The organism is Pseudomonas sp. JZ114 (assembly GCF_051027705.1).
Lineage (GTDB): Bacteria > Pseudomonadota > Gammaproteobacteria > Pseudomonadales > Pseudomonadaceae > Chryseomonas > Chryseomonas luteola.
Genome location: NZ_CP069256.1, coordinates 1,855,174 through 1,867,950, shown reverse-complemented (window position 1 = coordinate 1,867,950; position 12,777 = coordinate 1,855,174). Strand labels below are relative to the sequence as shown.

The following is a 12,777-nucleotide window of genomic DNA, read 5'->3' as shown; positions in this document are numbered from 1 at the left end:
AGCCTTCGACCATCCAGAAGCAATCGATCTTAGTCGGCTCTATTCTAGAAAGAACTTTAAGTTTATCTCCGGGTCCGTTCTACGAAGCCCACCTCCGGCATCTGTCGGAACGACCTGGAGATAATGCCATGAGCCATCTCGCCCGCGAGATGAACACTGTGGATGCCTTCGCTCTCGACACCCCTGGCTGCCTCATCGAACGCTTTACACAGGTTCGATCCGCTACTGAAAAGCTTTGTGCTCCCCTTCAGACCGAAGACTACCTGATTCAAAGCATGCCAGACGTCAGTCCGCCCAAATGGCATCTGGCCCACGTGACCTGGTTTTTCGAAGCGTTCATTCTCAAGCCCTTCCTGCCGGGCTACAAGACGCTGGATCCCGCTTACGATTACCTGTTCAACTCCTATTACGAAACCCATGGCACCCCATTCCCACGAGCCAAGCGCGGGCTGATCTCCCGTCCAACCGTTGCAGAGGTCTATGGCTTTCGCCAATGGGTCGATCAGGCCATGCTCGAACTGCTGAACCATCTGCCGGAACAGCATGCTGAAGAAATCGCCCGTCGAACAGAACTCGGGCTACACCATGAGCAGCAACATCAGGAGCTGCTGCTCATGGACATCAAGCATATCCTGGCCCAGAACCCTCTCCATCCGGTGTATCGGCACGATCTCAAGCCAGCCACACACGCTGATTCCACTCCGCTGACATGGCATTCATATCCGGCTGGCGTACGCCACATAGGCCATAGCGGTGACGGTTTTGCCTTTGATTGCGAGACACCACGCCACCGCGTCTTTGTCGATGAGTTCCAGTTGGCGAATCGCCTGGTCACCAACGGTGAGTACATGGCCTTTATCGAAGATCAGGGCTATAGCCGCAGTGATCTCTGGCTGTCCGATGGCTTCAGCCAAGTGCGGCAGGCCGGCTGGCAAGCACCCCTCTACTGGGAGAACGTAGACGGCCGCTGGTACGCCATGGGCTTGGGCGGCCTGCAACCTGTCGATGAACAGGCACCCGTCTGTCACCTGAGCTTTTACGAGGCGGATGCATACGCCAGCTGGGCCGGCGCCCGCCTGCCAACCGAAGCCGAATGGGAAGTGGCCGCCGCCGGTCTTTCGCGTACAGGCAACTTTGTCGAGCAGGACCATCTCTCGCCTGTGGCCTATAGGACTCACACGCCCGATCAACCCTGCCAGCTGTTTGGAGACGTTTGGGAATGGACCGGCAGCGCCTATCGCCCCTACCCCGGCTTCAAGCCGCTGGATGGCAGTCTGGGCGAGTACAACGGCAAATTCATGTCCGGGCAGATGGTCTTGCGGGGCGGCTCTTGCGCTACCCCTGCCGATCATATTCGCGCGACCTACCGTAACTTCTTCTACCCAGCCATGCGTTGGCAATTCGCCGGCCTTCGCCTTGCCAAGGAGATCTGATCATGGCTCTAGCGGTTCGCTTCTACGATCAACAACCGGACGTCGCCAGCGACTCCCTACGTGAAGATGTCCTGAATGGTTTGGCAGCCGAACCCAAGGCCATTCCGCCCAAGTACTTCTATGATCAGCGCGGCTCCGAACTGTTCGAAGCCATTACCGGTACGCCAGAGTACTACCCGACTCGTACTGAAGAGCGCATCCTGACCGAAGCGGCTGGCGATATCGCTGCTATTGCAGGCTCCGGCATGACGCTCATGGAACTGGGCAGTGGTGCCAGCCGCAAGATTCGGCTCCTGCTGGAAGCCCTGCGTCCTCAAAGCTACCTGGGTGTGGACATTTCCCGAGACTTTCTTTTGTCCAGCACGCACCGCCTGGCCGCCGACTATCCCTGGCTGGACGTAAGTGCGCTGTGCACGGATTTCACACAGCCGATGAAGCTTCCACAAACGCTGGGAAAAGCGCCTGTACTGGCCTTCTTTCCCGGTTCGAGCATCGGCAACTTCACGCCAACAGAAGCACGCTCCTTTCTGCGCAACCTTCACCGATTACTACCACCGGGCAGCGGACTGTTGATCGGTGTGGATCTGGTCAAAAGCAAGGCCCGCCTGGAGGCGGCCTATAACGATGCTGAGGGCATTACCGCGGCATTCAACCTCAATCTGCTGGAGCGTATCCGTCGGGAGATGGATACCGACCTTGATCCTTCGCGCTTCAGCCATTACGCCTTTTATAACGAACCGCAGTCTCGTATTGAAATGCACTTGGTCAGCCGCCGCGCCCAGACGATTCGTGTCGAAGACCAGCGCTTCATGTTTCGTCAGGGCGAAACGCTGCATACCGAAAACTCTTATAAATACAGTCTGAAAGGATTTGAAACCTTGAGCCGGGAAGCCGGTTTTTCCCCAATAGCCGTATGGAAAGATCCCGCGGCCCTCTTTAGCGTGCACTATCTGGGACGATAGCGCTCGAGCAGCGGTCAGCCGCGTCGTTAAGAGCTGACCGTTAGGGTACTCATGATGCCGATGCGCCACTCTGGCGCAGATGCCAAGGCTAAGCTATTCCTATAGTTGTACTAAACCGTTGCGATTACTAACTGTTTAGTGGAAATGAGCTGTAGAGCGCTCATGCGAAAGTATGGGTGTGTTATTTAGCAGACATGTCTGCAGGATTTAGCTTATGAGTAACGGCGCTGCCCTTCCGCCTAATGAAACAGAGCGCTTGGCTGCTTTACGCAGTTCAAACTTGCTGGACAGCCCAGCTGACCCCGCATTTGACCACATAGCCGAAATTGCTACCGAACTCTTCGACGTGCCTATTGCCATCGTTTCGCTGGTGGATGAGCATCGACAATGGTTCAAGTCTATCCGCGGACTCGACGCGCAGGAAACGCCTCGGGATATCTCGTTTTGCTCTCATGCCATCCTGGATGAAAACATCATGCAGGTGCGTGATGCCCAGACCGACCCACGGTTCAAGGATAATCCACTGGTAACCGGTAACCCTGGCATACGCTTCTATGCCGGCATCCCGTTACGGACCCACGAAGGTCTGGCCTTAGGCACCTTATGCCTGATAGATACCAACCCACGGTCTGAGCTCAGTGGTGCCCAGGTACGACTCCTCAGTAAATTACGCGATATGCTGATGGAGCGCATCGAGACGCTGCGTTCACTCAGCTACGTAGACCCTATTACCCAGCTGCCTAACCGCAGCCGTCTGCTGGAAGATGCCGAATCGATGCTGCGCAGCTCCGAAGAGCTGCTGGCCGTCTCCATGGATGTGTTCGACCCGTTCTATCTCAATGGCCTGCTCAATGCGCTGGGCCAGGACCACTACGAAGGACTGCTCCAGTCCATCAAGGAGCGACTGCTTTCCCTGATGCCTTCGGGGATACGGTTGTACTCCATCGGTACGGCCCGCTTTGCATTTCTGGTCCACGGCATGACCGATCTGCAAGGCAAGGAAGTGCTTGATTGCATCGAGCGCGGCATGACAGGGCTTATCGACTACAACGGCATCCCGATTGAAACCCGTCCCGGTCTTGGGATTCTCAAGCTCAAGCCCGGCGACACCCGTGATTGGCTGAGGGCGCTCATCTCGACGGCCGATATAGCCCGCGAACGTAGAATGGGGAGCCGTTATTACGACTCCGCCCACGATCTTGCTCAGCAACGGGCCTTTGCCCTGTTGAGCAGCCTGCCGGTCGCCCTGCACAGCGAAGGTCAGCTCTCCCTGTTTTATCAGCCTCGTGTAGACCTCAAGTCGGGTGCCTGCCGCTGCGTGGAAGCCCTGTTGCGCTGGGCTCACCCAAAGCTGGGCGCCATCGGGCCTACCGAATTCATAGCACTGGCTGAGAAAACGGCCCTGATTCGCTCTATCAGTTACTGGGTCATCGATGCTGTCTTGAGCCAGTATGCGCTTTGGAAAGCAGACGGCCATTGTTTCAATGTGTCGATCAACATTTCGTCCCACGACCTGGACGATCCAGATTTTGCCGAGCGGGTAGCGGAAAAAATGGCCAAACATGGCGTACCGCCCTCCTGCGTGGAGTTCGAGGTGACGGAAAATTCTCTCATGTGCAATTTTGAGAACGCTCGCATCCAGTTGGATGCGCTTCGGCATCTAGGAGCTTCTATCTCAATCGATGACTTTGGAACGGGATACAACAACCTGATCTATCTCCGCCAGATACCAACGGATTACATCAAGATCGATCAGAGTTTCATTCGCTGCCTGCCAGGCGACGACAAGGACGCACTCATCGTTCGCACCATGGTGGAACTGGCACACGGCCTGGGATACGAAGTCACCGCGGAAGGCGTGGAAACACCCGAGATTCTGGACACCGTGCTGGCGCTAGGATGCGATGAAGGTCAGGGCTACCACATTGCCAAACCCATGGGTGCGCTTGAGCTTGAGCACTGGCTCAGGCGACCCGTAACGCCTCAGACCTCTGGCCAGGGCGGCTCGCCTTTCTCCTCGTCTTACGCAACGAACTAGCCTTGAAACGAAGTTGGCCCTGTAATCAACAGGGCCAATTCGTTTATTCCGCGTCCGTCTTCTTACGCCGTAGAGGCGCCATGCCATCCTGGCTGACCACCTTGGAAGCGCTGGGGCGCTTGGGCCGTGGCGATGTCTTGGTTTTCGTCACTGGCTTCTTGATGTCGGTCTTTTTCTTCTTGGTGCTGGCAGCCTTGCCAGACGCCTTGAGCTTCTTCGGCCCTTGATAGGTGCCTTTAAGCGGTTGCACCACGCGCCGCTCGAAACGCAGTTTCAGGTAGCGTTCGATGCTGGACATCAGGTTCCAGTCGGTATGGCAGATCAACGAAATTGCCATGCCCGCCTCGCCGGCACGTCCGGTACGGCCAATACGGTGGACATACTCATCCCCGCTGCGCGGCATATCAAAGTTAATGACCAGATCCATGCCTTCCACATCCAGGCCACGGGCCGCTACATCCGTAGCAACCAGCACGGACACGGCGCCCTGCTTCAAGCGCTCCATCGCCAGCTTGCGGTCTTTCTGGTCCTTTTCGCCATGCAGAACGAAAACCTTGATGTTGCTGGCGGTCAACACGCCACCTAGGCGGTCGGCCTGTACACGGGTATTGGTAAAGACAATGGCCTTGCGATAGGTCTCGTGGGCCAGCAACCATTGCAGCAGGCGCTCCTTGTGAGCCACGTCATCGGCAGTGATGATCTGCTGGGTGACCGCCTCGTTGAGTTCCCCGGTGCGATCAAGCATGAGCACTTCCGGCTCACGCAGGACATGTTCTATGACAGTACGCAGGGAGCTACCGCCGCTGGTAGCCGAGAACAGCAACGTTTGTCGGGACTCTGAAGTGCACGCGTCGGCCAGTTTAAGCACATCTTCGGAGAAACCCATGTCAAGCATCCGGTCGGCTTCGTCCAGGACGAGAAAATCGACATCGTCCAACTCAAGGCTACCGCCATTTAGATGCTCGATCAGCCGTCCGGGCGTTCCGATAAGAATCTCGGGATTCTTACGCATCGCCGCGGCCTGCTCCTTGAACCCCTCACCTCCGGTAATGAGTCCGGCCTTTAGAAACGTGAACTGGGCAAACCGCTCGACTTCCTTGAGCGTCTGCTGGGCCAGCTCGCGGGTAGGCAGCAATATCAACACCCGAGCACCCACTTGGGGTTTGGGCTCGGACAACAGACGATGCAGAATCGGCAGGACAAAGGCAGCCGTCTTGCCACTGCCAGTACGGGCAGTCACACGCAGGTCTCGCCCATCCAGTGCCGGGCCGATGGCGGCCTCCTGAACCGGCGTGGGCTTTTTGAATTTCAGCGTGTCCAGTGCCTTGAGCAGACGCTCGTGCAGGTCGAAATCGGAAAACAAGGACGCATACCTCAAAGAAAATCGTAGTTCTGCTGTATAGCCTACCGGTTACGCAACAAAATCGCTGCCTTATTTAGCGCAGCGGATGTTTCAGCTTCCCAATGGGTAACTCATCGACGTGGCAGTAGACGGCTTGTAGATCAGCTGCCAGCTGACGCGCACGTCCAACGCGAACCGGAGCACGCTCGGTATCGATGACAAGGACAGACGCATCAAGACGAGGCAATGAGGTCCAGGCGCGTACACGGCCATCGGTCATCACAACGACACTTACCGGCTCATTGCCGAGACGACATTGGTGTTGCTTTAGCCACTCATGTGCGTGTTCCAGGGACTCAAGCAAGGGAGTACCGCCCCCTGCACCCAGGTCTTCAAGCCAACCCGGAACCTGCTGACTGGCTCGACGAGCCTGGGCAAGCCAGTGCGGCTGTACACCTGTTGCCCCTAGCACCGCTACGCTTGCCCGCGCGCGGTAAGCCTGCTCGAGAAAACCCAGCAATACGCCCTTGGCTTGAACCAGGGCGCCATGACGTCGCATGGACGCCGAGGCATCGACAATGAACAACCAATGCTCTCGTGGCAACTGAGAGCGAGGCTGGCGTATCAGGTCAGCCTCACGTCGAGGAAGCCCCCTCAGTAAGGTGGGTACCCAGGCAACTGCCCCTGCCTCACCTGTGCGAGAAGCACCGTGCCGACCACTATTAGCCTTCCCCGGTAAAGGTCGAGCATCCGCCACTTGGGTTACACGCGGGCGAATGCTCAGCGCTTTTTTGGCCAACCCTCACCTGAGCGCTTTTCTCCAATCGCCGTCGCCTGAGGCGGTAGCTCACCCCATTGCCCTTCACTCTTCGAATGGCTTGAAGAGGGTTCGGAGACGGGACGATCAGAAGATGGCGGTGGCGGTAACTCCGAAGGGGGTTGCTGTCGTCGGCGATGACGCAACGCGAACTCTTCCACCGCATCGATATCATCTTCAGTAATCATTTCGTTACCGCGCCAAGCCGCATGGGCGCGTGCTGCCCTTAGCCATACCAGGTCCGCACGCATGCCATCCACTGCCGCTGCAAAACAGCGCTCGGCAATACGCGACAGCGACAGATCATCCAGTGCGACCCCTGCCAACCGGCTACGTGCAGCCTGGCAGCGCTCGACAAGGTCCGCCTGGCTTCCGGCCCAACTGGCAATAAAGCCGGGCGGATCAAGGTCGAACGCCAGCCGACGACGCATGATTTCGGCTCGCTCTGCTGGCGCAGGATGGGCATTCAGCGCCACATTGAAACCAAACCGATCCAGTAATTGAGGACGTAACTCCCCCTCCTCGGGGTTCATGGTGCCAATCAGTACAAAGCGCGCCGGATGCCGATGGGAAATCCCGTCGCGCTCCACGGTGTTTACACCACTGGCGGCTACGTCCAACAACAGGTCAACCAGATGATCCGGCAGCAGATTGACCTCATCCACATACAACACTCCGCCGTCCGCCTTGGCCAACACGCCACGTGAAAATGCAGCGCGCTTTTCACCCAGGGCGGCGTTCAGGTCGAGTGTGCCGGTAATACGCTCTTCGCTGGCCCCCAATGGCAAGGTCACGAATGAACCACCCGGCATCAGGGCGGCCACGCCGCGTGCCAGGGTGGACTTCGCCATACCGCGCGGGCCTTCGATCAATACCCCACCGATACCCGGATCAATGGCATTGAGGCAAAGCGCCAACTTCAAGGAGTCAGCTCCTACAATGGCAGCCAAAGGAAATTGCGGAGTATCAGTCATAGAGGGCTCATTAATGGGCTGGTATTATGAGGAAACATCTACTTAGCTTTCCTCGCTGTCCATCAGAATGTTTTCCAGCGCTTCCCGATAATGCCCCGGCTCCTGCCAGAGCCCGCGTTGTTGGGCCTCCAGCAATCGCTCGGTCATTTCTCGCAAGGCATCAGGATTGTGCTGCTGGATGAATTCGCGGGTGGCCGGATCGAGCACATAGGCATCGGCCAACAGCGCATACTGGTGGTCATCGATCAACGCTGTCGTGGCGTCGAAGGCAAACAGATAATCCACCGTGGCCGCCAGCTCAAAGGCACCTTTATACCCATGCCGCTTCACGCCATCGATCCATTTGGGATTGGCAGCCCGGGAACGAATGACGCGGTTGAGCTCTTCCTTGAGTGTACGGATGCGAGGCGACTCCGGCTGACTGTGGTCGCCGTGATAAGACGCTACTGCCTCGCCCTGCAATGTCTCTGCGGCGGCCAGCATGCCACCCTGGAACTGATAGTAGTCGTCCGAATCCAGCAGATCGTGCTCACGGTTATCCTGGTTGTGCAAGACAGCCTGTAGATGGCCGAGCCGCTCGACGAAGCGCTCCCGTGCAGGCGTGCCTGGGTCATCTGCGCCATAGGCGTAGCCGCCCCAATTAAGGTATACCTCCGCCAGATCATCGCGAGATTGCCACTGACGCTCATCGATCGGGCCTTGCAGACCCGCCCCATAGGCGCCGGGCTTGGAACCAAATACCCGCCAGCCAGCTTGGCGCCGCGCCTCGTCAGTCGCCAGCCCCTTCGCTTCGAGGACACGTTGCTCCTCACGGACCCGGGCGGCCAATGGATTCATATCGTCCGGCTCGTCCAGCGCGGCCACCGCCTGCACCGCGGCATCAAATAGCCTAATCAGGTTGGCGAAGGCATCACGGAAAAAACCCGAAACCCGCAACGTGACGTCTACACGCGGCCGGTCCAGGATTGTCAAAGGCAGGATCTCGAAATCACTGACACGCTGGCTACCCGCCTGCCAGACGGGGCGCACGCCCAGCAATGCCATGGCCTGGGCGATATCGTCGCCACCTGTTCGCATGGTAGCGGTTCCCCAAACGGACAGCCCCAATTGCCGCAGGTAATCGCCATGATCCTGCAAATGACGCTCCAGCAAGAGGTTGGCTGATTGCCAACCGATTCGCCATGCCGTTTGGGTTGGCAGGTTGCGGACGTCTACCGAATAGAAATTGCGGCCCGTAGGCAACACATCCAGACGGCCTCGACTGGGTGCTCCGCTGGCACCTGCCGGGACGAACCGTCCTGCCAGTGCGCTGGTAATGCCCTCGATCTCCGCCGGACCGCAGGCGTCAAGAAGCGGTGCTATATGGCTTTTGAGCTGGGCCAGCACCAGCCCCGCATAGGGCCACTGCGCCTCATTCAACTCACCGCCCAGTGCCTGCTCAATCAGTCGACCGGCCAGTAATTCCAGGCGCTCACGCGTGTCACCGGCGATACGCCAAGGCTCCGTACTGACTGCCCGTAACGCTTCAGGGTGCGGCCCAGGCCAGGGCTCTCCCAACGCAGCATCAAGGGGATCAATATTCAGGCTCAGGTCTTTAGCCAATGCCTGAAGCAGGCTGGCATTACCGCCCTGCCCGTTACCGCGGGGAATACGAACCAACGCCAGCAGGGTATCAAGCCGCAGGCGCTCCTGCGGAGACTCACCAAAGATATGGAGCCCGTCGCGTATTTGCGATTCCTTCAGCTCGCACAGGTAGGCGTCTACCTTGGGTAACCAGTCTTCGGGCGCTTCGGTATCCGAGAGTTTCAGCTCCTGGTCCAGGCTGGAGCTGCGTAACAGCTGTGCGATATCGCCTTGCAGCTCGCGGGCGCGACGCGGATCAAGCAGTTGCGCTTCATAGAACTCATCGGCAAGCCGCTCAAGATCGCGCAAAGGCCCATAGCTCTCGGCGCGCGTCAGCGGAGGCATCAGATGATCGATGATAACCGCCTGGGTACGACGCTTGGCCTGCGCCCCTTCGCCCGGATCATTGACAATGAAAGGATAAATGTTGGGCGTTGGGCCAAGCACGGCATCTGGCCAACAGGTTTCAGACAGACCAACACCCTTCCCTGGAAGCCACTCAAGGTTGCCATGCTTGCCGACATGCATCAGCGCATGGGCGCGATAGACGTGCCTCAGCCAAAAATAGAACGCCAGATACCCATGCGGCGGTACAAGGTCCGGATCGTGGTAAACCGCACTGGGATCAAGGTGATAGCCCCGCGCCGGCTGGATACCTACAAACGTCAGTCCGAACCGCAGCCCGGCAACCATCATGCGGCCGCGGCGAAACATGGGGTCCTGCTCGGGATCGCCCCAGCGTTCCCGCACCGCGTCCTGGTTCACCTGCGGCAATTCGGCGAAAAAGCGCAGGTAGTCCTCCAACCCCAGGCTTTGATGGCATGGCCGTAGATCCAAGCTTCCCAGATCATTCGTCACGCCGTCCAGTAGAGAATGGACCAGGGCCGTTCCGCTCTCGGGCAGGCCTTCGACCGGATACCCTTCGGTCTCCAGCGCTTTGAGAATATTGAGTGCAGCGGCAGGCGTATCCAGCCCTACACCATTACCAATCCGGCCGTCCCGGGTCGGGTAATTGGCCAGGATCAAGGCGGTACGCTTTTCACTATTTGGCAATCGAGCCAACATGATCCAGCGCCGAGCCAGTTCAGCCACAAACGCCATTCGCTCATGAACGGGCTGATAACACACCACATCGCTCTGGCTGCGCTCATCTCGCCAGGCCAGGCCCTTAAAACTGACGGGGCGCGTGATGATCCGCCCATCCAGTTCCGGTAAGGCAATGTGCATCGCCAGGTCGCGTGGACCAAGCCCTTGGGCGTTCTCCCGCCATCCCGGTTCGTTATCCTGGGCACAAATAGCCTGCAGTACCGGCACATCGCGACGAAACGGGCGGAGATGAGGGGAATCCGGGTTGGACTGGGCAAAACCTGTCGTATTGATGATCAGCTCGGTCTCTGTCGCCTCCAGCAGTGCCTCGACCTCAGCAAGGCACTCCGGCTCCTTGAGACTGGCTACGGCAACAGGTAACGGATTAATCCCTTGAGCTATCAATGCTTCGCAGAACGTATCGATGAACCCGGTATTGGCCGCTTGTAGATGACTGCGGTAGAACAACAGGGCTGCTACCGGCCCATCCTCCTGCCAACGCTGCTGCCACGAGCCCAGCGCCTTATCTTTATCACGCTCTGGCGCATACACCGCAACACGCGGTAGCGGCTGAGGCTCGACCCACATCGTCTCACGTCCAAACCATCGCTGGCCGATGAAGCGATACAGCATGCGGGCATTATCCATGCCGCCCTGTCGCAGGTACTGCCAGATCCGCTCGGCATCCTCAACGGAAGAGTTACCCAACGCCATTAGCTCAGGATCGGGTTTGTCATCTCCGGGTACAAGAATCAGCCTGGCACCTTGTGCGGCCAGCTGGGCCAATTGATCTACACCGTAGCGCCAGTACGCCGCCCCGCCCAGCAACGAGACAATGATGACCTTGGCATGCTGAAGCACCTCATCGACATACAGATCAACCGAGGCGTGATTCATCAGCTGCATGGGGTTGGCCAGGCGCAGGCTTGGAAAGTCCTCAGGCAGCCCGCGCGCCGCTTCGGCCAGCAGCGCTAGATGAGAATCGGCACTGCACAGGATCACCAGGTCGCCCGGGGTCTGTGCAAGATGAGCGATTCCGTCGTCGGGAGTAAAGCCGCCGGGCTGAGTCCTGAGGAGATGCATCGTATTAAGCCAGTACGCTGCGGAGTTCAGCGCTGATGGCAGCCTGATCCAGATCCTGGCCAATCACGACCAGACGTGTCTGCCGAACCTCATCCGCCTTCCAGGCACGATCGAAGTGCTTGTCGAAGCGGGTACCTACCCCTTGCACCAGCAGGCGCATCGGCTTGGCCTTGATGGCGACGAAGCCCTTGATACGCAGGATGCCGTGGCGCTGCACCAGCCCGGTCAATGCGTCCAGCAAGACACTCTCCTCTACCTCTGGCAGATCGACCGCAAACGAGTCGAATTCGTCATGATCATGCTCCTCATGAGGCTCATGGTCGTGATGCGTCTTTCGCGCGTCGATATGCAGCTCGGCCTCGGCATTCAGCCCCAGCAGGACAGACAACGGCAGCTGCCCATTGCTCGCTTCGATGATTTTCACGGACGCTGGCAATTCGCTCTCGATCTGGCTACGCACGGCCGCCAGGGCCATTTGCGGCATCTGGTCGACCTTGTTCAGGATGACCAGATCGGCGCTTGCCAGTTGATCCTCGAACAGCTCATGCAGTGGGGACTCGTGATCCAGGTTGGGGTCCAGCTGACGCTGGGCATCGACTTTTTCGGGATAGGCCGCAAACGTACCCAGGGCAACCGCCGGGCTATCCACCACGGTGACAACGGCATCCACGGTGCATGCATTACGGATTTCCGGCCACTGGAAGGCTTGTACGAGCGGCTTGGGCAGCGCCAGGCCAGACGTCTCGATCAGGATGTGGTCGATATCGGCACGTCGGGCCACCAGGTCGCGCATCACCGGAAAGAACTCTTCCTGCACGGTACAGCACAGACAGCCGTTAGCCAGCTCGAATACCCGGCCTGCGGCTTCTTCTTCGGTACATCCGATGCTGCACTGCTTCAGGATTTCACCGTCGATACCCAGCTCACCGAATTCATTCACAATGACGGCGATGCGCCGCCCTTGGGCATTTTCCAGAATATGGCGCAGCAATGTGGTTTTGCCGGCGCCGAGAAAGCCGGTAATGATTGTGACAGGAATCTTGGCCAAGGTTTTCATGAGCTGCCTTATGAAAAAGGGACAGGCAGGCATGACGAAGACGCGCTCATACGCAGTCCAGACGCCACACCGGATCACCCCGCCCGGTTGTCGGAAAGAATACGGCTCACACGTGCAGCCGCATTCTGAAATGTGTTCAAGGCAGGTCTCCTGGCTCACGGCAACGCTTCTCGCCTTCCCGCCCAAGAGCAGTGGCTTCCTGAAAAGCATCGATTAAACAACCGTTTACAGTTGCGGGGGCAGCTGCGGTCTCGCACCGCATTCCCTCTTAGCTTTGGTCATGTGCCAAAGCACCCTGAAGGCGCAAAGGCTACGAGCGACACTCTGGAGTGTCAATCGATGAAGTTGACGCTTCGCCCGTG

General features: G+C 58.3%; 8 protein-coding genes and 1 riboswitch. Of the genes, 3 read left to right on the top strand and 5 right to left on the bottom strand.

Features of this window, described 5'->3' with window-relative positions:
* Positions 1–149: 149 nt before the first annotated feature.
* The 3 genes from egtB to JQR90_RS08690 all read left to right on the top strand — a co-directional run bounded on the left by egtB (position 150) and on the right by JQR90_RS08690 (position 4,433).
* Positions 150–1,433, top strand: a complete 1,284-nt coding sequence (egtB, locus tag JQR90_RS08700) for an ergothioneine biosynthesis protein EgtB (RefSeq protein WP_434140778.1) — start codon at positions 150–152, stop codon at positions 1,431–1,433.
* Positions 1,434–1,435: 2 nt separating this feature from the next.
* Positions 1,436–2,395, top strand: coding sequence for an L-histidine N(alpha)-methyltransferase (egtD, locus tag JQR90_RS08695; protein ID WP_434140739.1), 960 nt, complete (start codon positions 1,436–1,438; stop codon positions 2,393–2,395).
* Between the two features lie 214 nt (positions 2,396–2,609).
* Positions 2,610–4,433 carry a sensor domain-containing phosphodiesterase gene (locus tag JQR90_RS08690; protein WP_150347553.1) on the top strand — a complete coding sequence of 608 codons (1,824 nt, stop codon included), beginning with the start codon at positions 2,610–2,612 and terminating at the stop codon, positions 4,431–4,433.
* 43 nt (positions 4,434–4,476) lie between these two features.
* Here the strand turns inward: JQR90_RS08690 and JQR90_RS08685 are convergent, their stop codons facing one another.
* The 5 genes from JQR90_RS08685 to cobW form a co-directional block, all read right to left on the bottom strand.
* Positions 4,477–5,796 carry a DEAD/DEAH box helicase gene (locus JQR90_RS08685; RefSeq protein ID WP_434140738.1) on the bottom strand — a complete coding sequence of 440 codons (1,320 nt, stop codon included), beginning with the start codon at positions 5,794–5,796 and terminating at the stop codon, positions 4,477–4,479.
* Positions 5,797–5,869: 73 nt separating this feature from the next.
* Positions 5,870–6,574, bottom strand: a complete 705-nt coding sequence (locus JQR90_RS08680) for a VWA domain-containing protein (RefSeq protein WP_434140737.1) — start codon at positions 6,572–6,574, stop codon at positions 5,870–5,872.
* Complete coding sequence (locus JQR90_RS08675) at positions 6,556–7,566, bottom strand: ATP-binding protein (RefSeq protein WP_434140736.1); 1,011 nt, start codon at positions 7,564–7,566, stop codon at positions 6,556–6,558. Before JQR90_RS08675 ends, JQR90_RS08680 begins: the two co-directional genes overlap by 19 nt.
* Before the next feature lie 42 nt (positions 7,567–7,608).
* Complete coding sequence (gene cobN / locus JQR90_RS08670) at positions 7,609–11,358, bottom strand: cobaltochelatase subunit CobN (RefSeq protein ID WP_434140735.1); 3,750 nt, start codon at positions 11,356–11,358, stop codon at positions 7,609–7,611.
* Positions 11,359–11,362: 4 nt separating this feature from the next.
* The gene (cobW, locus tag JQR90_RS08665; RefSeq protein ID WP_019365050.1) at positions 11,363–12,415 is read right to left on the bottom strand and encodes a cobalamin biosynthesis protein CobW; all 1,053 of its coding nucleotides are present in this window, start codon (positions 12,413–12,415) and stop codon (positions 11,363–11,365) included.
* A gap of 123 nt (positions 12,416–12,538) precedes the next feature.
* Positions 12,539–12,728: riboswitch (cobalamin riboswitch) on the bottom strand.
* Between the last annotated feature and the right edge of the window lie 49 nt (positions 12,729–12,777).

Coding starts and splice junctions, on each gene's coding strand:
- cobW (WP_019365050.1), bottom strand. CDS start 12,415: ATGAAAACCTTGGCCAAGATTCCTGTCACAATCATTACCGGCTTTCTC.
- egtB (WP_434140778.1), top strand. CDS start 150: ATGAACACTGTGGATGCCTTCGCTCTCGACACCCCTGGCTGCCTCATC.
- JQR90_RS08690 (WP_150347553.1), top strand. CDS start 2,610: ATGAGTAACGGCGCTGCCCTTCCGCCTAATGAAACAGAGCGCTTGGCT.
- cobN (WP_434140735.1), bottom strand. CDS start 11,358: ATGCATCTCCTCAGGACTCAGCCCGGCGGCTTTACTCCCGACGACGGA.
- JQR90_RS08675 (WP_434140736.1), bottom strand. CDS start 7,566: ATGACTGATACTCCGCAATTTCCTTTGGCTGCCATTGTAGGAGCTGAC.
- egtD (WP_434140739.1), top strand. CDS start 1,436: ATGGCTCTAGCGGTTCGCTTCTACGATCAACAACCGGACGTCGCCAGC.